At 60.2% G+C, this 19,679-nt stretch carries 16 protein-coding genes and 1 tRNA gene; 5 read left to right on the forward strand and 12 right to left on the reverse strand.

Annotated elements, in window-relative coordinates; all coding sequences use genetic code 11:
* Nucleotides 1–64 precede the first annotated feature (64 nt).
* From DMP17_RS06490 to DMP17_RS06520, 7 genes are all read right to left on the reverse strand, one after another.
* Nucleotides 65–1,477, reverse strand: a complete 1,413-nt coding sequence (locus tag DMP17_RS06490; protein WP_337828247.1) for an XrtA/PEP-CTERM system-associated ATPase — start codon at nucleotides 1,475–1,477, stop codon at nucleotides 65–67.
* Between the two features lie 30 nt (nucleotides 1,478–1,507).
* The gene (locus DMP17_RS06495; protein ID WP_337828248.1) at nucleotides 1,508–3,289 is read right to left on the reverse strand and encodes a hypothetical protein; all 1,782 of its coding nucleotides are present in this window, start codon (nucleotides 3,287–3,289) and stop codon (nucleotides 1,508–1,510) included.
* Nucleotides 3,249–4,358 (reverse strand): AAA family ATPase, encoded by a 1,110-nt coding sequence (locus tag DMP17_RS06500; RefSeq protein ID WP_337828249.1) that lies wholly within the window; start codon nucleotides 4,356–4,358, stop codon nucleotides 3,249–3,251. The genes DMP17_RS06495 and DMP17_RS06500 overlap by 41 nt, the downstream gene beginning before the upstream one ends.
* A 17-nt stretch (nucleotides 4,359–4,375) precedes the next feature.
* The gene (locus tag DMP17_RS06505; protein WP_337828250.1) at nucleotides 4,376–5,923 is read right to left on the reverse strand and encodes an XrtA system polysaccharide chain length determinant; all 1,548 of its coding nucleotides are present in this window, start codon (nucleotides 5,921–5,923) and stop codon (nucleotides 4,376–4,378) included.
* Between the two features lie 69 nt (nucleotides 5,924–5,992).
* A complete protein-coding gene (locus tag DMP17_RS06510) occupies nucleotides 5,993–6,640 on the reverse strand; it encodes an XrtA/PEP-CTERM system exopolysaccharide export protein (protein WP_337828251.1) in 648 nt (215 codons plus the stop codon).
* 208 nt (nucleotides 6,641–6,848) lie between these two features.
* Nucleotides 6,849–8,084 carry a pyridoxal-dependent decarboxylase, exosortase A system-associated gene (locus DMP17_RS06515; RefSeq protein WP_337828252.1) on the reverse strand — a complete coding sequence of 412 codons (1,236 nt, stop codon included), beginning with the start codon at nucleotides 8,082–8,084 and terminating at the stop codon, nucleotides 6,849–6,851.
* Entirely contained in the window at nucleotides 8,081–9,622 is a 1,542-nt protein-coding gene (locus DMP17_RS06520; RefSeq protein ID WP_337828253.1) for an acyl-CoA ligase (AMP-forming), exosortase A system-associated, read from the reverse strand. The genes DMP17_RS06515 and DMP17_RS06520 overlap by 4 nt, the downstream gene beginning before the upstream one ends.
* A gap of 44 nt (nucleotides 9,623–9,666) precedes the next feature.
* Here DMP17_RS06520 and DMP17_RS06525 point away from each other — a divergent pair, with 44 nt between their 5' ends.
* Genes DMP17_RS06525 through DMP17_RS06540 form a run of 4 tightly spaced genes read left to right on the forward strand, consistent with a single transcriptional unit; the run spans nucleotide 9,667 to nucleotide 12,522 of the window.
* The gene (locus DMP17_RS06525; protein WP_337828254.1) at nucleotides 9,667–10,725 is read left to right on the forward strand and encodes a GNAT family N-acetyltransferase; all 1,059 of its coding nucleotides are present in this window, start codon (nucleotides 9,667–9,669) and stop codon (nucleotides 10,723–10,725) included.
* Between the two features lie 53 nt (nucleotides 10,726–10,778).
* Nucleotides 10,779–11,057: an acyl carrier protein gene (locus DMP17_RS06530; protein WP_337828255.1), complete on the forward strand. Its 279-nt coding sequence runs from the start codon at nucleotides 10,779–10,781 to the stop codon at nucleotides 11,055–11,057.
* Complete coding sequence (locus DMP17_RS06535; RefSeq protein ID WP_337828256.1) at nucleotides 11,054–11,728, forward strand: hypothetical protein; 675 nt, start codon at nucleotides 11,054–11,056, stop codon at nucleotides 11,726–11,728. Before DMP17_RS06530 ends, DMP17_RS06535 begins: the two co-directional genes overlap by 4 nt.
* Nucleotides 11,713–12,522 carry a hydrolase 1, exosortase A system-associated gene (locus DMP17_RS06540; RefSeq protein ID WP_337828257.1) on the forward strand — a complete coding sequence of 270 codons (810 nt, stop codon included), beginning with the start codon at nucleotides 11,713–11,715 and terminating at the stop codon, nucleotides 12,520–12,522. The genes DMP17_RS06535 and DMP17_RS06540 overlap by 16 nt, the downstream gene beginning before the upstream one ends.
* On the opposite strand, the gene trxB is transcribed toward DMP17_RS06540, so the two are convergent.
* Together trxB and DMP17_RS06550 are read right to left on the reverse strand one after the other, a co-directional pair.
* The gene (trxB, locus tag DMP17_RS06545; RefSeq protein WP_337828258.1) at nucleotides 12,519–13,490 is read right to left on the reverse strand and encodes a thioredoxin-disulfide reductase; all 972 of its coding nucleotides are present in this window, start codon (nucleotides 13,488–13,490) and stop codon (nucleotides 12,519–12,521) included. The two genes, DMP17_RS06540 and trxB, sit on opposite strands and share 4 nt — an antisense overlap.
* 150 nt (nucleotides 13,491–13,640) lie before the next feature.
* A tRNA-Met gene (locus DMP17_RS06550) sits at nucleotides 13,641–13,717 on the reverse strand.
* 82 nt (nucleotides 13,718–13,799) lie between these two features.
* Here DMP17_RS06550 and DMP17_RS06555 point away from each other — a divergent pair.
* On the forward strand, nucleotides 13,800–14,186 hold the full coding sequence (locus DMP17_RS06555; RefSeq protein WP_337828259.1) for a GntR family transcriptional regulator: 387 nt from the start codon (nucleotides 13,800–13,802) through the stop codon (nucleotides 14,184–14,186).
* A gap of 6 nt (nucleotides 14,187–14,192) precedes the next feature.
* Here DMP17_RS06555 and DMP17_RS06560 read toward each other — a convergent pair whose 3' ends face one another.
* The 3 genes from DMP17_RS06560 to prsK are packed head-to-tail and all read right to left on the reverse strand — an operon-like array spanning nucleotide 14,193 to nucleotide 19,679.
* Nucleotides 14,193–16,178 carry a tetratricopeptide repeat protein gene (locus DMP17_RS06560; RefSeq protein ID WP_337828260.1) on the reverse strand — a complete coding sequence of 662 codons (1,986 nt, stop codon included), beginning with the start codon at nucleotides 16,176–16,178 and terminating at the stop codon, nucleotides 14,193–14,195.
* Nucleotides 16,165–17,565 carry a PEP-CTERM-box response regulator transcription factor gene (gene prsR / locus DMP17_RS06565; RefSeq protein WP_337828261.1) on the reverse strand — a complete coding sequence of 467 codons (1,401 nt, stop codon included), beginning with the start codon at nucleotides 17,563–17,565 and terminating at the stop codon, nucleotides 16,165–16,167. The genes DMP17_RS06560 and prsR overlap by 14 nt, the downstream gene beginning before the upstream one ends.
* Nucleotides 17,562–19,679: an XrtA/PEP-CTERM system histidine kinase PrsK gene (gene prsK, locus DMP17_RS06570; RefSeq protein ID WP_337828262.1), complete on the reverse strand. Its 2,118-nt coding sequence runs from the start codon at nucleotides 19,677–19,679 to the stop codon at nucleotides 17,562–17,564. Before prsK ends, prsR begins: the two co-directional genes overlap by 4 nt.

Raw genomic sequence — 19,679 nt, forward strand, 5'->3', positions numbered from 1 at the left:
GGGCGGGAGCGGGGGTTGTGACACCCCTGCCCGCCCGTGCGTTACCCCCCAGCCCTTAGCCTGTTCAGGCGGCGCTGACCATATCGTCTTCGGCCAAGGCTTCTGCTTCCGCCTCATCGGCTTCGACCCAGTTGACCAGCAGCGTGAGCATTTTGCGCAGCGCCACATCCTGTTCTTCCAGCCGCGCCTGAAGCTCGCCCATCTTGCGCGCCATTTCGTCCATCTCTTCCTGTTGCTGGCTGATAAGGTCCAGCGTTACATCGGAAGAAGCGGCAGGCGGCGTGATGGCAGAAGTATTGGCGACAGAAGGCGCCGCAACCGCATCGTCCCCGCCATGCGGCACGACAAGATCGTCGACCGAACGGGTCGGCGGGGCTACCGCCGTCAACGGATCAACAAAGTCGATCTGGTCGCCGGACGCATTGTAAAATTCTTCGTCATATTCTTCTTCGGCACTATCGAATTCATCCGCCAGCGCGCCCGACAGGACCGGTTCGCCGCTGCGCTTTTGCTTGGTGGCCAGCAGGCCGTTTTGCACAGGCGCGACCGTTGCGGGTGCATAGGCAGGCTCCGGCGCGAAGGCTGCATTGGCTGCGTCGGCTTCAGGCGCATCAAATTCGGGCGCATCAAACTCGATGTCGAGGTCCAACGGGTCTTCATCGCCCGCATCGCCGACCATATCATCGACCACCGCGCGAATATCCGCGCCGTTAAATTCATGTAAGCCTTCCAGCGCGCCGAGCAACAGCACGCGGCTTGCCAGCACGTTCAATTTGCGCGGGATGCCCTGGCTATAGGCATACATTTCATAATAAGCATCGCCGACAAAGCGCGGGCTGCCCGCCCAGCCCACTTTGGTGAGGCGGTGCATGATATAGGGTTCAATCTCGTGCGGCTCCATCGCGGTCAGGTGATGCGTCGCAATCACACGCTGGCGCAACTGTTCAAGATAGGGCGAATATTGCACAATATCGCGGAATTCCGGCTGACCGAGCAGGAAAATCTGGAGCAAGGGATGCCCGCCCAACTGGAAGTTTGACAACATGCGCAATTCTTCAAGCGCGCCTTCTTCCAGATTTTGCGCTTCATCGACGATGAGCAGGCTGCGCTTGCCCTGCCGCGCTTGATCGTGGAGATAAAATTCAATCGACTGGAGCAGTTCAGCCTTGGAAACGCCTTCGCTCGGCAGTTCGAATTGCTGCGCCACCAGCCGCAACAAATCATCGCCGCCGACGCGCGTCGAAACCAGTTGCACCGCGTTCAACCGGCTCTTGTCGATCGTGTCCATCAAATAGGCGACCAGCGTCGATTTGCCCGACCCGATCTCGCCGGTGATGACAATGAAGCCTTCGCCTTGCGCAAGGCCATAGCCAAGATAGGACATCGCCTTGCGGTGGGTGCCGCTTTCAAAATAAAAACGCGCGTCGGGCGTTAACTGGAACGGGCGACCGCTGAAACCGTAAAACTGATCGTACATCGTCTTCTTCTCTTTCTTGGCTGTCTGCCGTCAAAAGCCGTAGCGCAGGCCGAGGAGGATGGCGGCCATCACTTCGCTGTTGAAACCTTCTTGCTTGGTCGAATTGAAATTGACCGCCGCCTGACCGGTCAAGCGCCGCCATAACAGGCGGTCATAGGCTGCGGTCACACCGATATTGGTGGCATTGCCGACGCCGGGAAAACCGCTGTCATAAAGGCTGCCGTAAATCGAGGTCGAAAAATTGCTGTAGGCGTCGAGCCTGCGGCTCGCCATCAGCGACAGATAATAATTTTCGTCCGTGGTGCCGTCCAGCCCCATCGGGCCGAGCAGCAGCGGCGAGATATATTCGCGCTGGTCAAACCCTGCGGCAAAACCGATATTCCAGCGGTCCGCGCGGCTCGATACCGAAAAGAGGACGCCGCGATTGCGGTAATTGGTGCTGTTAATCCCCGCGAGCGCCGGATTGAGGCAGCTTGCGCCCTGTTGGCCAATGCCGCAATTGCCAAAGCCACCGCCAAACGGATCCTGCACCAGCAGAAATTCTGTCGGGAGCGCGGCAAGGCCGTTGCTCATCTGCCGCCCGAAGCTGGTCAGCCCGGTATAAACGCCAATCTGGACATTGGTGTCGCGGTTGACGCGGTAGGACAGGTTGCCCGAATAGAAAGTATCGCCATAGCGTTCGCCAACGCGCGCGCTCAAAGCGGTGCGCGGGCCCGGACGCCACATCACGCCAACATCCCAGATCAGGCCGTCGGTATTGAACGCAAGCTGGCGCGGGCTATCGGGGTCGATGACATAATTGCCCTTATTGTCGATGACCGGCTTATCGTCGGCATCGAGCAATGGCATACGCTGGCTGATTTCAATATCTTCATAGCCGACACCGCCCACCAGCGCGAGCGTGCGGCTCACCGGATAAGTGAAGTCTACCCGAGCATATTTGCTTTCATAACGCTGGTCGAGCAGGTCCACATCTTCGCGGTCATAGCCCCCGCTCACCGACCAGCCGAACGGCAATTGCCCCGGCTGCATCCCGACCGATGCGGACAGGCTGTGATTGGTCGATTCATTATAACCGCCAAGGCCGTTATAGCCCGGAATGACCGACGTATAATTATTGTCATTATCGACGCGGGTATAGCCGAAGCGATAGGAACCTGCCGCCGTCAGCGGGCCGATACGGGTCGATACGCTCGGCCCTCCATAAAGCGAATAAACGCTCGATGTGTTGGTCAAATCGCCGATATTGGAGCCGGGAATGGCATAGCCGGTGCTGGTGCGCCCGCGCGTCGCGATCCCGCCTGCATCCAGCGACACGGTGCGCGGGATGAGGTCATAGCGCACCCGGCCAATGCCGGACAGATCATCCTGATCGCCTTCATTGCCCCAGCCGAAACGATAGCCATAGCGCAGGCCCAACTGCCCTTCGGCGCGGCGCGTGGCAATGCCCGCATTTACGCCTGCCCCAAGCTGGGTATAGACCGAACTGTCATTATCGCCTTTAAGCCGCGTCGTGACGATTTGCTGCGCTTCGACATAGGGCTGCACCGTAACGCGCGGGCGTTTCGGTTCCTTGCGCCCGCCCCTGTCGCTCGCCTGCCGCACCGTATCGGCAGGCACGCCGGTATCATCCTCCACTTGCGCGTCGGGCACATCATCGACGCCGTCATAATCGAGCAATTGTGCCTGTGCCATGCTTGCACTTCCGGCAAGCAGCAAGGCCAGCATCCCCCCCAGCCCGCGCACTGATCTCAGGCGGTTCCGGTTCATTTCATTCTCCATAGCCATAATAGGCACCATAGCGGCGGCCACTGGTCGAAAATTTCACGGCATTGAGCAAAAGCTGCACATGCTCGCATCCCGACAAGAGCGACACCGCTTCGCGCAACGCATTTTCGGTGGTCTTGTCGGCGCGAACGACAACGACCGTCTGGCCCACTTGCTGGGCAAGCACCGCAGCGGGCGAGGCCGCCAGAACCGGCGGCGAATCAAAGATGATGATGCGGTGCGGCGCATTTTCGGTGAGCCGGTCCAACACTTCGACCGTGCGGTCAGAGGCCAGATATTCGGCATCGCGCACCGTCTGGTTGCCCGCGGGCAGCACCGACAGATTTTTGACATCGGTGGGGATGATCAGATCCTCGACCGCAATATCGGGATTGGCGAGCGCGTCCATAAAGCCTTCGCGCCCCGCAAGGCCAAGCGTCGACAATACCGAAGGCTTGGCGAAATCGGCATCGACCAGCAACACTTCATGATCTTCTTCCGCCGCCAGACTGAGCGCCAGATTGACCGCACAGAAAGTCTTACCCTCATTGGGATTGGCCGAGGCAATCAGGATGCGTTCGCCGCGCGCAATCGGCGCTTGTCCGGCAGCCCCGTTCATGCCGCGCAGCAAGGTGCGCTTCACAAGGCGGAACTCTTCGGCAATCGTATTGACCGCACCGCCCGGCGAAATAAAGCCATTTTGCTCAAGCAAATCGCGGTCCACCGGCTGCACCGGCAGTTTGAGCTTGGTGTGGAGACGCGGCGCGGCCTTGCGTTCGGCCGCTGTCGCACGCGGTTGCGGCGGCGCTGCGGGCGCAGCGACGGGCACTGCTATGGGCGGCGCATGATAGACAGGATAGGGCGCAGGCGGCGGCATCTGGGGCGCGGCCTTAGCCTCCTTGGCCGCTTTGGCAGCCGCCTTGCGTGCTTCGAGCTTGGCCACATCGGCGGGGACGAGCGGCGGCGGCGTCACCCCTTGCACTTGCCCGCGCATGATGTCGTCAAATTTATAGGTTTCGGACGCGCGTTCCAGCAACGATCCGCGCTTGGGCGTTTCGTCCTTGGAAGCATCCGGTTGCGGCGTTTCGGGCGTGATCGGGCTATGCTTGTTCATGTCCTTATTCCCCCCGCTCATGCCACAAGTCCGCGCTGGACAAATTCGACCGCGAGCAGCAGCAGGAACATCCCCGCCAGCCCCGCAAAGCCGCCTGCCAGCCACACCAGTTTCTTGCGCGCATCAACCCGTTCGGCATCATTTGTGACCGCGCTCACCGACCCGATAACAGGAAGGCCGCTCGCTTTTTCAAGACGGCCCGGCGTCGCATAAGTGGTCTGCAAATGGCCGAGCGCAAAGGCCGACGCCGCGCCTGCACCCAAGGCTGCGAACAACACCATTGCCAGCAAGAGCGGACGGTTAGGCGCAATCGGCACGCGCGGCTTGGACGGCGGATCCAGCACTTCGACGCGCACCGCATCGGTTTCGGTTTCAACATCGCCCTTCAAGCGCACTTGCTCGCGCTGCGCGGCCAGCTCGTCATATTTTTGCTTCAGCACATCATAGTTGCGCGTGAGCCGTTCATTTTCCGCAGCCGCCGCCGGTTCCAGATTTTGCTGCGCGGTCATGGCGGTGATTTCGGCCTGCAACTGGGCTTTGCGCTGTTGATAGCCGACCACAGCCGCCGAACGTTCCGCCTGCATCGAACGCAATTGCGCATAAGCAGGGTTAGGCGACTGGATCATCCCCGTCCCGCTGCTCCCTTCGCGCGAGGCCTGGGCCTGCAGGGAGGCAATCTGGTTACGCAGCGCCTGCACATCGGGGTGGGCATCGGTCAACCCGCGCGCGCGCATCCCCGAAAGCTCGCTTTGCGCTTGCGATAATTGCTGGCGCGCAAAGCCGCCGCCTACACCGCTCAAACCCGGCATCGACACGGTTTGCGGCGTCGAGGATAATTGCCCGTTCAAGGCCGCGAGCGACGCCTGCGCCGACACAAGCTGGGTGTCGATTTGCGATAATTCCGACCGCGCGGTGGCAAGGCGGCTGCTCGCCGAACCGGTCGAGCCCGGCAAGACGCCGAAATTCTTGGTTTCAAACGCAACCCGCGCCGCTTCCGCTTCCCGCAATTCCTTTTCGCGCGCGGCCAATTGTTCGTCGAGAAAGCGCAGGCTTTCCTTTGAATTGGACATGCCGCCGCGAATTTGTTCATCGCGGAAGATGCTGATGAGATTATCGACCACAGCGGTCGCAAGTTTGGCATTTTCCGCATCGGACATGCTGCCGACCGACATGATTGCCCGGATCTGGAAGATATTATCTTCCGGCACATTGATGCTCACATTTTTCTGGAGCATCGCAATTTTATCGGCCTTTTCACGGTCGCCCGCGCCCGATTGCACCAATCCGGTCGAAATCGCGACCTTTTCAAGGTTACGCGCACTGGTCAGCGTTTGCTTGACGCCGTCAATCTGGCGCAATTGCTCGCTCTTGTCGCTCTGTGTCGCACTGGGGAGGACCGTGTTCACATCCACCCGCATCCGGGCGCGCGATTCATATTCATTGGGGACCATCGCGATGAGCAGCCAGCCGACCAGCGCCACGCCCCACGCCACCGCCAGCGCCAACCAGCGGCGCTGCCAGATGCCGTAAAGAGCGATTCGCAATTCTTCGTAAATGCTGTTCATCAAACCCTGCTTTTATCTCGTCATTGCAGCGGAGGCGGAGTGCGCCGCCATCCGCCGCCCCCTAAATGGTCAGAACATGGTTTCGGGGATGATGATAACATCGCCCGGTTCAAGCTTCACATTGGCGCGGCTGTCCCCTTTTTTGAGGAGATCGCCAAGGCGCAGCGCATATTCGCTCTGCTTGCCGGTCGCGCGGTCGGTACGGATAAGCCGCGCGCGGTTTCCGGCCGCATATTCCGACAAGCCGCCCACGGAAATCATCGCGTCCAAAATTGTCATATTGGCACGATAGGGCAGCGAGGCGGGCTTTTCGGTCGCGCCGACAATGCGCACCTGCTGCGAAAAGGTGCCGGACGGCTTGTTAACGATCACGCTCACCAGCGGGTCGTTAATATATTTGCTGAGCTGTTGCTTGATGTCGTCCGCGAGCATTTTGGGCGTTTTGCCGACCGCGGGCATATCGGTGATAAGCGGCGTCGTGATGCGGCCATCGGGGCGCACCTGAACCTTCGCGCCCAATTCGGGATTGCGCCACACAAAGATGGTGAGTTCATCAAGCGGCCCGACAATATATTCATCGCTCGGCCCTTCTTGCGGCGACACGAACGAGGCGGGCGGCAGTTGCGGGCCGGAGCCATAGCCCCCGGCACAACCGGTAAGACTGGTCGATACCAAGGCTGCGCCCAACATGAAACGGGTCCGTACCGAAAAAGCCATGATTTTCATCCTCTTACATAATCTTACCGATTCGCGCAGCGGAACGAAAGGCGTCATTCGCGCTTTCCTCCCGCCAGAATCCTTAAACATGTGCCGCTTACCGCTACCGGCAAAGGGTAAACATACCGTTAGCCTTATCGCTAATCGGCCCGGAAGTGGCGTAAAAAGCTATGTAACGCGCCATTTGCCCCTTCGGCTCACCGTATTTTTAGCCGATGAGTAACTCTGCCGCTGGCGGGTGTCCCAAAAAGGCACTCGGGCTGGCCGAGCGTCCATAAGCGCCCGCAAGGAAAATCACCACTAGGTCGCCCACATCGGCGTCGGGCAAAGCGACCTGATCGCCAAGCTTGTCAAGCGGGGTGCAAAGGCAGCCGACGACATGCACATCGCCGTCCGGCTTCGCGCCGAATTTTCCTGCAATCGCAATGGGATAATTGCGACGGACAACCGTGCCGAAATTACCGCTCGCCGCCAGTTGGTGATGCAATCCGCCATCGGTCACAAGGAAGGTTTCGCCGTGGCTGACCTTTTTGTCGATGATGCGGGTCACATAAATTCCGGCCTCTGCGACCAGCCAGCGGCCCAGTTCGATCGCAAAGCCTGTGCCCGCTGTCTCCATCGCGGCATAAAGGGGATGCGCGCCCAGAGCTGCGCCGATTGCGCCAATATCCACCGGCGCATCGCCCGCAAAATAAGGCACGCCAAAGCCGCCGCCCAAATTGACGAGCGGCGGGGCTGCACCAACCTCATCCGCAATCTGTTGTGCAAGCGCGAGCGTTTGGCCTTGGGTTTCGATAATCGCGCCGCTGTCCAAGGATTGCGAGCCTGCAAAAATATGCAGGCCCCGCCAGTCCGCGCCGCTGGCGATGATCGTCTTGCACAGCGCCGGAACGCGGCTTGCATCGACGCCGAAGGGCTTGGCCCCGCCGCCCATCCGCATCCCCGATCCTTTAAGGTCGAAGTCGGGATTGACGCGCACCGCAAGCCGCGCGCGTGTCCCCAGCCGGTCGGCTATCGCCAGCGCGCGGGCGGCCTCGCTTTCGGATTCAAGGTTGAGCGTTGCGCCCGCAACAATCGCCGCTTCCAGTTCCGCGTCGCGCTTGCCGGGACCGGCAAAGCTGATGTCGTCCGCCGCCATGCCTGCTTTGAGCGCCATCGCCAGCTCGCCGCCCGACGCGACATCGAAGCCATCCACCTTGCCCGCCATGCGCGCGAGCAATCCGGCATGGCTGTTCGCCTTGATCGCATAATGGATGCCGAGCGAGGCAGGCATGGCCGCGCGCAAATCGCTGATGCGCTCCTCTATAATATTGAAATCATAGATAAATATCGGTGTTTGCTCCGGTGAGGGCAACAGCGTGTCGACCGGCGCTCCACCGGCCAGCAAAACCCCCTCGGCATTGGCTGAATAATAAGGCGGTATCGGTCCGGAAGGCTTGGTCATACCCTCTCCTCGCGCAATTGCCGCTCTATCTCAACCCGGTCGAGCTTGCCATTAGGGTTACGCGGCAAATCCGCGCGCCAGATGATATGCGCCGGTTGCATGAAATTGGGGAGCGCCGCCTTCAAATGCGCGCGCAATACCTCCTCGGAGGCGGCCTCTTGCCCGGCGTCAAGGACGCGCACCACCAGCGCAATCGCCGCGCCCAGCCGCTCGTCGGGAACCCCCAGTGCGACCGCTTCGGCGACCGCGCCGCTTGCTACGGCTTCCTCCTCGATTTCGCTGGGGCTGATGCGGTTGCCCGCGCTCTTTATCATCGCGTCATCGCGGCCGACAAAATAGAGAAAGCCTTCCGCATCGCGCCGCACCGTGTCGCCCGACCAGACCGCCATGCCGCCATAGCGCGAGGCTTTGGGCGCGGGCTTGAACCGCTCGGCGGTGCGCGCCGGGTCTTGCCAATAGCCTTGCGCGACCAGCGGCCCGCTATGCACCAGCTCGCCTTCTTCGTCGGCGTCGGTCACGCTGCCATCTTGGCGCACCACCAATATTTCGGCGTGGGGGATCGCCTTGCCGATAGAATCGGGGCGGTTTTCAAACAGGTCGGGCGCGAGATAGGTCGAGCGGAACGCTTCGGTGAGACCATACATTGCGTAAATATCGGTGTCGGGCAGTAGGCCGCGCAATTTGGCCCCAAGGCTGCGGGTGAGCGCGCCGCCGCTATTGGTAATCCGCCGCAAGCTTGCCTTTGCGTCGGCGCGCCATTCCTGCTCGACCAGTTGCACCCAGAGCGGCGGAACCCCCGCCAAGGTGGTCGCGCCAAACCGCGCGACCGCTTGCACCAGATCGCGCGGGGTCAGATAATCGAAGGGGATCGCAGCGGCCCCGGCAAACCAGCTCGAAAAAAGCTGGTTCTGGCCATAATCGAAGCTCAAGGGCAGCACGCATAAGGTGCGGTCGTCGGGCTGCAATTCCAGATAGGTCGCGACACTTTGTGCGCCCAGCCATAAATTGGCATGGCTCAGCATCACGCCCTTGGGCCGCCCGGTCGAACCGCTGGTATAAAGGATGGCCGCAAGATCATCGGGCGCAGCATCGGAAGCGCCGAGCGCCGCCCCTGCCCCGTCGGCAATGGCCGCCAGCGCGCTATCGTCGATGAGCCGCGCGTCCGGCGCATCCTCGGCCAGATCGAGCATCGCCGCGCGCGCCTTTTGCGTGACGAGCAGCCGCGCCCCGCTATCGCGCAGGATATGCGCGACCTGCGCGCGCTTCAACATCGGGTTGACCGGCACATGCACCAATCCCGCCCGCGCCGCCGCGAGCGGCATCAGACAGGCTTCGCGGGTTTTGGGGAGCCAGCTTGCAACCCTGTCGCCTTTGGCATAGCCCTCTTGGACAAGCCAATGGGCGATGCGGCCAACCATCTGGTCCAGCGCCTGAAAACTGACAGTCGCAGATTTAAGGATAAGCGCCGGATCATCCGCTTTGCCGCAGGTGGCAAGCGCATCCAGCGGCTTCATACTAAGGGTTAACGCTTGGGACATATAGACTGACTGTATAAGGCCTTTGTAAGGAGTGTGGCCGCGTTATGTGGATCAAAGGTGAATATCACGCGAATTTTGACAGCGTGCAAGAGGTGGCCCGCGGGGCGCTCGACCGGCTGGATGCTGCAAATGCAGAGCTTGCCGGGGGCCAAGCGGGGCTGTTTGACCGCCTCTCATGGTTCCGCAACCTCCACCGTTTTTGCGCGCCGCGTTCGCTCCCCCTCATCGTGCGGTCGCGCGCCGAACATACGGATATGTGGCTGTTTTTAGTCTATCAGAGCCGCACCCATCTTAAATCCTTGACCAACTGGTATAGTTTCCATTTCCGCCCCGTTTTCACCGGCGACCTGTCGAGCGGAACGCGGCAGGCCTTGGTCAAGGGCGCTGCCAAACGGCTGCGTAAGAAATTTTCGCGTATTACCCTGACCGCTGTGCCGCAAAAGGACGGGACGCTCGAACTGCTCGAATCGGGGTTCGGCAAGGCGGGCTGGCTGGTCATTAGCGATGCGCTCGATACCAACCATTATCTCCACCTCGATGGCCGCGATTTTGCGCATTATTGGGCCGCCCGCCCCGGCGCGCTGCGCAGCACCGTCGAACGCAAGGCCAAAAAGGGTCCGGTCGATATTGTCATCCATGACCGGTTCGACGCCGATGCCTGGACCGATTATGAGCGCGTCTATGCGCAAAGCTGGAAGCCTGCCGAAGGGAATCCCGCTTTTCTACAGGCTTTGGCCGAAGCCGAAGGCGAAGCGGGCGCGCTCCGGCTCGGCATCGCCAAGCGCGACGGCCAAGCGGTCGCCGCCCAATTCTGGACCGTCGAACATGGCGTCGCAAACATCCACAAACTTGCCCATGTGCGCGATGATGACAATCTTTCGCCCGGAACTTTGCTGAGCCAAGCGATGTTCCGCCATGTCATCGACAAGGACAAAGTCGGCATAATCGACTTCGGCACTGGCGACGATGCCTATAAGCGCGACTGGATGGAGAGCAGCGACCGGCTGTATCAGGTCGATCTGTTCAATTTATCCAAGCCGCAAAGCTGGTTGCCTGCAATCCGCGAAAGCCTATCGCATTTATGGAAATCCCGGTCTAAATAGCGCCTCATTTTTCGCGCAGCTCGCGCTTTTGGACTATTTTGGGGAAATATTTCGTGCCGAATGAAACGCCGCCCGTTGATGCTGTTGTCCGGTCAATATTGGACGATATTTTAGGGATTGGCCCCGAACGCGCCGCCGCGCTCGAAGAGGATAGCGGCCTGTTCGGCACCATTCCCGAACTGGATTCGATGGCGGTCGCGAACCTGCTCACCGAAATGGAAGACCGTTTCGATATCGTGATCGACGATGATGAAGTCGAAGGCGAAATCTTTGAAACCTTCGGCGGATTAACCCGTTTCGCCGCGCGCAAGGTCAAAGAGAAAAAGGCTTGAACGCGGGCGGCGAACAGATTTTGAGGCACGGCCCGGCCAAGGCCGCAACCGTCCTCATCCTGCCGCCGCTGTTCGAAGAAGCCAATCGCCTGCGCCGCACCTTGCTGTTGACCATGCGCGCGCTGGCCAATGCCGGGATTGCATCGCTTCTCCCCGATTTGCCGGGGCAGAATGAAAGCCTTGTCGCAACCGACGCCGCGACGCTGTCGCTATGGCGCGAAGAGGCCGCCGCTCTGGCCGCGCGCGAACAGGTTGCGCTGGTCGCCGCCTTTCGCGGTAGCTGTCTCATTGACGATCACATCGCCGCGCCGCATTGGCGTTGCGCACCGGTTTCGGGGAGCAGCCTGTTGAAAGCCATGCTGCGCAGCCGCATCGCTTCGGACACCGAAAATGGCGTGCGAACGGATAGCGCTCAGCTTTTGGAACAAGCGCAAACCGCGCCCTTATCGCTTGCCGGAAATCTATTATCGCCGCAGATGATTGCCGAATTAAGCGAGGCCGAACCGCAAACCGTCACCCCGTTGCGCACGGTCAAAATCGGGTCGGCCAGCGAGGATACCATCGCCGGAACGCCGCTATGGCTGCGCGCGGAACCGGGCGAAGATGCGGATATGGCGCGCACAATGGCCGCCGATATTGCAGATTGGATGCAGCAATGCGGCACCATCTGACCTTCCTGTGCGAAGGGGCGCGCCTTGCCGCAACGCTTGATGATGCGTCCGGCACCACCGGCCTTCTCATCGTCTCCGGCGGCAATGAAGTGCGCGCGGGCGCACATCGCGGCCAAGCCATGCTTGCCGCCCGCATTGCTGCGCAAGGCTTTCCGGTGTTCCGCTTCGACCGGCGTGGCATCGGCGACAGCGAGGGCGACAATGCGGAATTTACCGGCAGCGCCGCCGATATTGCCGCCGCCATCGCCGCCTTCAAACAGGCCGCGCCGCACCTGACGCGCATCCTTGCGTTCGGCAATTGTGATGCGGCAACCGCGCTCTTGCTCCATGAAGTGCCGGAGCGCCCGCACGCGCTCATCCTGTCCAATCCGTGGACGTTCGATGAAGAAACCACCGCGCCTTCCGCCGAAGCCATCCGCGCGCGCTATTGGCGCAAGCTTAAAAATCCGGCAGAATTGGTGCGGCTATTCACCGGCAAGGTCGATTTACGCAAACTCGGCAAAGGGCTGGCCGCTGCAAGCAGCGCCGCGTCCCCCTCCGTGCTCGCCAATCAGATAGCCCAAACATTGCGCAGCTATTGCGACACGGGCGGCACCGTCCATCTGCTCGCCGCCAGCCGTGACCGCACCGGTCAGGCTTTCCTTACCGCTTGGCGCAGCGACACATTCCGGAATTTGCAGCCAAATCCCGCAATCACGCTCGCCGAACGCGATAGCGCCGCGCACAGCTATGCCGACGCCCGCGACGGCGACTGGCTATTCGATCAGATTATCGCCCAACTGGACCGCGTTTAAGCGTCAACCTTCTGGCTCGCGGCAAAATCTTCATGCGCAAGGAAACGCTCGGCATCGAGTGCGGCCATACAGCCCATGCCCGCCGCCGTCACCGCTTGACGATAGACTTTGTCGGTCACATCGCCGCACGCAAATACGCCCGGAACCGATGTTTTCGACGTGCCTTTCTCGACCACCAGATAGCCGTCATTATCCACCGGCAAATGGCCTTTGAATAATTCGGTCGCGGGTGCGTGGCCGATGGCGACGAACGCCCCGTCCGCGCTTTCATGGCTCTTTTCACCCGTCACCGTATCGACCAGATCGACACCGACCAGCCCCGCCATGCCTTCGCCTTCGACAAAGCGGTCGACCGCCTTGTTCCACAAAATCTTGATATTGGGATGGGCGAACAGCCGGTCCTGCAAAATCTTTTCCGCGCGCAAACTGTCGCGGCGATGCACCAAGGTCACATCCTGACTATGGTTGGTGAGATAGAGCGCCTCTTCGACCGCGGTATTACCGCCGCCGATGACGACCACTTTCTTGCCGCGATAGAAAAAGCCGTCGCAGGTCGCGCACGCCGAAACGCCCTTGCCGCCCAGCGCGCTTTCGCCTTCAACGCCCAGCCATTTGGCCTGCGCGCCGGTCGCGATCACCAGCGTATCGCCGGTATAGACCGTGCCGCCATCGCCCACCAAACGGAACGGCCGCGCGGACAGATCGACCGAGGCGATCTGGTCAAAAATCATGCGCGTGCCGACATGTTCGGCCTGCGCCTGCATTTCTTCCATGAGCCAAGGCCCCTGGATTACATCGCGAAAGCCGGGGTAATTTTCCACATCGGTCGTGATTGTAAGCTGGCCGCCGGGCTGCATCCCTTGCACCACAATCGGCGAAAGCCCTGCCCGCGCGCCATAAATCGCCGCCGAAAGCCCCGCCGGCCCCGATCCCAAAATCAACATACGGGTGTGGATAGTTTCGCTCATCGGTCAATCGGCTTTCGCTTAAAAATATCAACATCGGCACCGGACCAAGAATCGCCCGCAACCAGCCTTTCACGCATAGGCAAGCATAGCCCGCATGGGCAAGCGGTTTGGACGATAACAATGTGGATAGGAAGGGGTCGATAAAAAGGATGGTAGCGGAGGAGGGACTCGAACCCCCGACACGCGGATTATGATTCCGCTGCTCTAACCGGCTGAGCTACTCCGCCATCCGAGAGGGGCGCCTATATCGGGGGGATTTGGTGTGGTCAAGAGAAGTATTACCCGGTTTCACCTGCAATCTTCAATTCCTTGACTGCATTGCTGTATTATGGCATTAATCCTCTTATGGTTGAACAGTCAAAGCCCGTCTACCAGCGCCTGCGCGATGGTATTGCCGCAGCGATATTGGACGGCGAATTTCGTGACGGGGATATGCTCCCTTCGGTGCGGGCCTTGGCCGCAGAACAAGGGGCCAACCCGCTTACGGTTGCCAAGGCTTATCAGACCTTTCAGGATGACGGGCTAGTAACGGTCAAGCGCGGGGTGGGCATGTTTGTCGCCGATGGTGCGACCGATAAATTGCGCGCGATGTTGAAGGATGACTTCCTCACCAATGTCTGGCCGCCGGTCGCGGCGCAAATGAAGCGAATCGGGATCGACGCGCGCGCGCTTCTGGACGACAGCGAAACCGTCTGAGGCTTTTCAGCCCTTTTGATTGGCTGCGCGCGCTTGTTCGAAGCGTTGGCGGTAGGTGCCATTATCGGGCGCAAGGATGACCGCTTTTTCCAGCAAATCGAGCGAGGTCCGGGAAGGGCCGCTCAAACGATGCAGCGCCCAGCCGAGATTATTGGTAATCGCGGCATTGGCGGGCTGGATCGCATAAGCATGGCGGAAATAGGTGGTGGCCTTGGCAAGATTGCCCTTCCCCTGCCAGGCGCTCCCCAATTCATTCATCAGCAACGCATCGCGATTGCCGGTCCGCGCGCGCACCATTTCGAGCGCCGCGACCGCGCGGTTCCAATCTTGGCTCTTGAGATAAAGCGACCCCAAAATGCGTGTTGCCGGAATATTTTCCGGATTGCGGCTGGTGAAATCACCCAGCGTGTGGAGCGCGGCGGCATCATTGCCGCTTTCGCTATGCGCATTGGCAAGGCGCAACGCCCCCACTTCTCCGAAGCGCAACCGCACCGCTTGTTGATAGGCGGTGACCGCCGCAGCGGCGCGTTTTCCGGCAAGCTCGGTATCGCCGACCAGCATATGCGCGTCGGGGACGCCGGGATTGGCGCGCTGTAACCGCTGGGCGGCGGCGAGCGCGCTGCCTATCCGCCCGCTATTCACCTCCGAGCGGATATAGGGGATGACAAGCTGAGCATTGAGCGGATTGCGCGCGGCATCTGCAGCCAATAATTCCGGCGCGGTGGCGGGGGCAAAGGCAATCGCATCGCCTTTGCGGAACTGGCTCGCGCGCATTAGCAGCGGCACGGCCTCACCTATGTCCCCTTCCTCCTCCAGCGCGGAAGCCGCCAGCATGATCGACCAGCTATCGGCATCGGGCCTAGTGTAGATGCGCGCGATGATATGCCAAGCATCGTCGGCATCGCCCGCATTAAGGCTCGCCAGCGCCAAGATGCGCCGCGCGGTGAAATTATTGGGCTGGAGGTCGAGCAATTTGGTCGCGCGGTTGACCGCGACATTATGGTTGCCCAATTCCTCCTCGACCACCGCGCTCACGAGCAGGAAGGCGGGGAGGTTTTCCAGTTGGTCACCGATTTTGAACAGGATGCGCTGGGCCAGATCATAATTTTCCGCGCGCGCCGCCAAAATTGCCTGCAACAGCCGCGCGCGCGCATTATTTTTGTCGATGGCGAGCACCCGCCTTGTTGCCTTGAGCATCTCGGTGGAGCGCCCGACATCGCCCAATGTTGCAGCATATTCGACGAGTGCACCGACATGGTCGGGCTTGACCTTGAGGACGCGCTCATACCAGCCGAGTGCAGGCAGCAGCCCCTGATTTTCACGCACCAGCCCCGCTTTGATGAGCGTCGCATCCATATTGTTGCGGTTGAGCTGGAGCGCGCGGTCAATCGCCTGCATCGCGCCGCCGACATCGGCATTGGTATAGCGGAAACGCGAAATATCCGCCCAAAGCTGGCTGTTATCAGGGTCGAGCCGGATCGATTCATCAAACGCCGCGCGCGCGCCGTCAAAATTGCCCAAATCCATCGCAGCATTGCCCGCAATCCGTTCGGCATAGGCTTTATAACGGTCGGGCACAGGGCCAGCCTGTAATTCGGTGAGCGCCCGCGCTGGCTCGCCTTGCAGCCATACCGCATGGGCAAGCTGCACGCGGGTTGCGGTGTCGGACAGGCCAAGTTCGCGCGCGCGGCGGATTTCCGCTTCCGCGCCAATCCCGTTCCCCATCGCCACCAATATCCGCGCTTGCGCAAGCCGTGCATCGGGCCAATCCGGATCAGCCTCTATCGCTTTGGCCATCGCATTATGTGCATCGCGCAAATTTTGCGCGCGTTCATAAGCTATTGCGGTTTTGAAAGCCCCGCGCGCGGCTTCACTATCAGCCGCCCAAGCCTTGCCCGCCCAGCCCGTTGCCGCAACCGCCAATGCAAGAGCAGCCACGGCAACACCCGTAATTTTATTACGATATTTCAAAGGCCTGTCATTGAAGATCATAAAGCTTGAGCAGATCATAAAGCGTCGGGCGGCTGATGCCCAAAAGCTTGGCCGCGCCGGAAATATTGCTTTCGGTGCGAGCGAGCGCGCGGCGGATTGCCTTGCGGTCAGCGGCTTCGCGCACGGCCTTGAGGTTCAACACCGCCGCCGCATCATCTTCGGCTTCGTCCAAATCCATATCGGCCGCCGACACCAGCTTGGCATCGGCCATGATGACTGCGCGCTTGATGCGGTTTTCCAGCTCGCGCACATTGCCGGGCCAAGAATAAGCGTCGATCATCGCGAGCGCGTCGGGCGCAAGGCCTTTGACCTGCGGGTTCATGTCGGGCGCAAAACGCTGGACAAAATGTTTGGCGAGCAGCCCCGCATCCCCCGGTCGTTCGGCGAGCGTCGGGATTTTCACGACAATTTCGGCGAGGCGGTAATAAAGATCTTCGCGGAACATGCCCTCGGCAATCATCGCGTCAAGGTCGCGGTGGGTCGCACATACGACGCGGGTATCGACCGCAATCGGCTTGCGCCCGCCAATCCGTTCGATCACCCGCTCTTGCAAAAAGCGCAGGAGTTTGACCTGCAAGGGCAGCGGAATATCGCCCACTTCGTCGAGGAACAAGGTGCCGCCTTGCGCCATTTCGATCTTGCCTTCGGTGGTTTTGACCGCCCCGGTAAACGCACCTTTTTCATGCCCGAACAATTCGCTTTCGAGTAGATTTTCAGGGATAGCCGCACAGTTGATAGCGATAAAAGCGCCCTCGCGGCGGTTGCTGGCATCATGGAGGCCATGCGCGAGCAATTCCTTGCCGGTGCCGCTCGCCCCCAACAGCATGACCGACACATTATTGGTCGCAACCCGTTCGATGGTACGCGATACTTTGAGCATTTCGGGCGCGCCGGTAATCATCCGCCCCAAAACCTGCTGGCTTTCGCCCACCGCCGAGGCCAAGCGGATATTTTCCATCTCCAGCGCGCGCACATGGAAAGCGCGGCGCACGATGAGGCCCAGCTCGTCAATGTCGATGGGCTTTTGGTAAAAATCATAAGCGCCGCCCGAAATCGCCCGCAGCGCACTTTCGCGCGCGCCATGCCCCGAAGCGACAATGACCTTGGTGTCGGGCTTTAGCGCCAATATTTCATCGAGCGTGCGAAAACCTTCGGTCGTGCCGTCGGGATCCGGCGGCAAGCCGAGATCAAGCGTTACCACATCCGGCTCTTCGGCGCGCAGCAGGTTGATCGCTTCTTCGCGGGTTCCGGCGGTGAGAATCTGGTAATCCTCATAGGCCCAGCGCAACTGTTTCTGCAGTCCCGGATCATCTTCGACGATGAGCAATTTGGGCAGCGGCTCGGTTCCATTGCGGGTTTTGGCAAGGTCTGCGGTCTTGGTCGTCATGCGGCGTCCTGCGTATCAAAATTATGGGGCGTCAGAAGCGATTGCTCATCGGCCGCGGGCGGAAGCGTGAGGCGGAACAGGCTGCCTTCGCCGACGCGGCTTTCAACGCCAAGGCTTCCGCCCATGGCAGCGGTGAGCGCGCGCGCTTCAAACGCGCCAATGCCAAAGCCGCCTTCCTTGGTGGAATGGAAGGGTTTGAACAATTCATTGCGGATGAAATCGGGCGTCATCCCTGTGCCGCGATCCATCACCTCGATAATCGCATCTTCATTATGGCGGCGCACAATAATCTGGATAGGCTCGCTCGCCGGACTGGCTTCGATCGCATTTTGCGTGAGGTGGAGCAGGATTTGCTCCAGCCGCGCCGGATCGACCATCGCCTTAATCTCGTCCTGCACGCCGACCACAATCGGATGCTGCCCGCGTTTGGTGCGCGCCAATTCTTCGGCAAACGCGCCCAAAGCCACCGGCTGCGGCTCGTCGGGCCGCGCGCGGTTATGCTGCGAAAGGCGCGCGAGCAGGTCATTCATCCGGCTCACCGAAAATTGCAGCGTTTCAATCATATCGGCGCGGAATTCGGGATTGTCGGCATGGCGTTCGGCATTGCGCGCAACAAGGCTCAACTGGCTCACCAGATTTTTAATGTCGTGGATGATGAAGGCAAAGCGGCGGTTAAACTCTTCAAAGCGCCGCGCTTCGGACAAAGCCTCCTGCCCCTGCGATTCCGCGAGATAGCTTGCCACCTGCCGCCCGACGATGCGCAACAGGTCGAAATCTTCCCAATCAAGTGTGCGGTCAAGCGCGGGCCGTTCAAGCAGCACCATCCCTGCCACCCGGTCAAAATGCACGAGCGGGACACCGACCCAGACGCGGCGCTCTTCGATCATCCATACGGGCATTGCGGCGCGTTCGGCATCTTCGAGCGGCGCTTTGCGCAGCGCATCAAAGTCGATGATGCGCGCATTATCCTGTAAATGGAGATAGGTTTTTATATCGGCGGCGACCGGCGGCACGTCGATACTCTTTGCCTTCCACCGGCTTTCCAGCACCAGCGCGCCGCCTTCATCGGGGAGCAGCAGCAAGCCGCCGGGCGATTCGGTAATATCCGCAATCGCCTTGATAATGCGCGCGTTGAACGGCTCCGAGCTGTCGCCCGGCTTTCCGATGGTCCGCGTAAAGCGCATCCATTCATTGCGGTAATCATAACGGTGCTGGAAGAAATGTTTGGACACTTGCACCCGCAACATAGCGCGGAAACGCGACGAGGGCAGGAACACAAGGATGAAGGCAAAGGCGATGCCGAGAAACGCCTTTTGCATGATCGCGCCATAATCGCCGCCAATCATGCGCAGCGCTGCTGCAATCAGCACCATGCCCATCAAATAAGCGCCAATCGCCATGAGCGAGAGCGTCTGGAAGGTCACGGTGCGCGACAGGCGGATCGTCGCATTGCCGCGCTTGACCAGCACCGCCATGAATAAGGGCAGCAGCAGCAGGCTGAGCGCGGGGCGTAGCTCGATCAAAGCATTGGCCGGCTCGCCCGCCAGATAGGTGATGGTATAAAGATTAAGGTCATAGCCCCACATTGCGGTCAGCGCACCGATATAAGGCGCGACCAGATGACGGGAATCGGGCGCGGTGACGGTATAAAGATTATGGACCAGCACAAGGCTGCCAATCGTCATGACCATTTGCAGGACAAGCCGTGTTGTACCAATGAGTTGCGGCGTTTCGATCGCCACAACATTGCCAACAATCGCCAAGTCGAGCATCGCAATCAGGAAAGCGATGATGGCGAGCGCGGCATAAACCGACAAGAGGCCCCGGCTTTGCAACTCTATTTTGGCGCGGCGCAGCAGCACATACATGAAGCCCAACCAGGCGGTATTCCTGATATTTTCCAATATCAACGCTTCATAACCGGTCGCGCCACCGAACGCTGAAGCCCATAGCCATAGCGATGTAACCGCAAGCGCCGCCGCCAGCACCGCCCGCTGGGTCGCCAAACCCCGCAACGGGTGCAGCACCCACAAAAACAGCGCACAAAAGCCGGAGGCTGCAACAATTGCGCCCCAATGCTCTATCGCTGTCAAAAGATGATCCGCCCCCTGCAT

The sequence above is a fragment of the Pseudonocardia sp. TMWB2A genome (genome assembly GCF_017312135.1).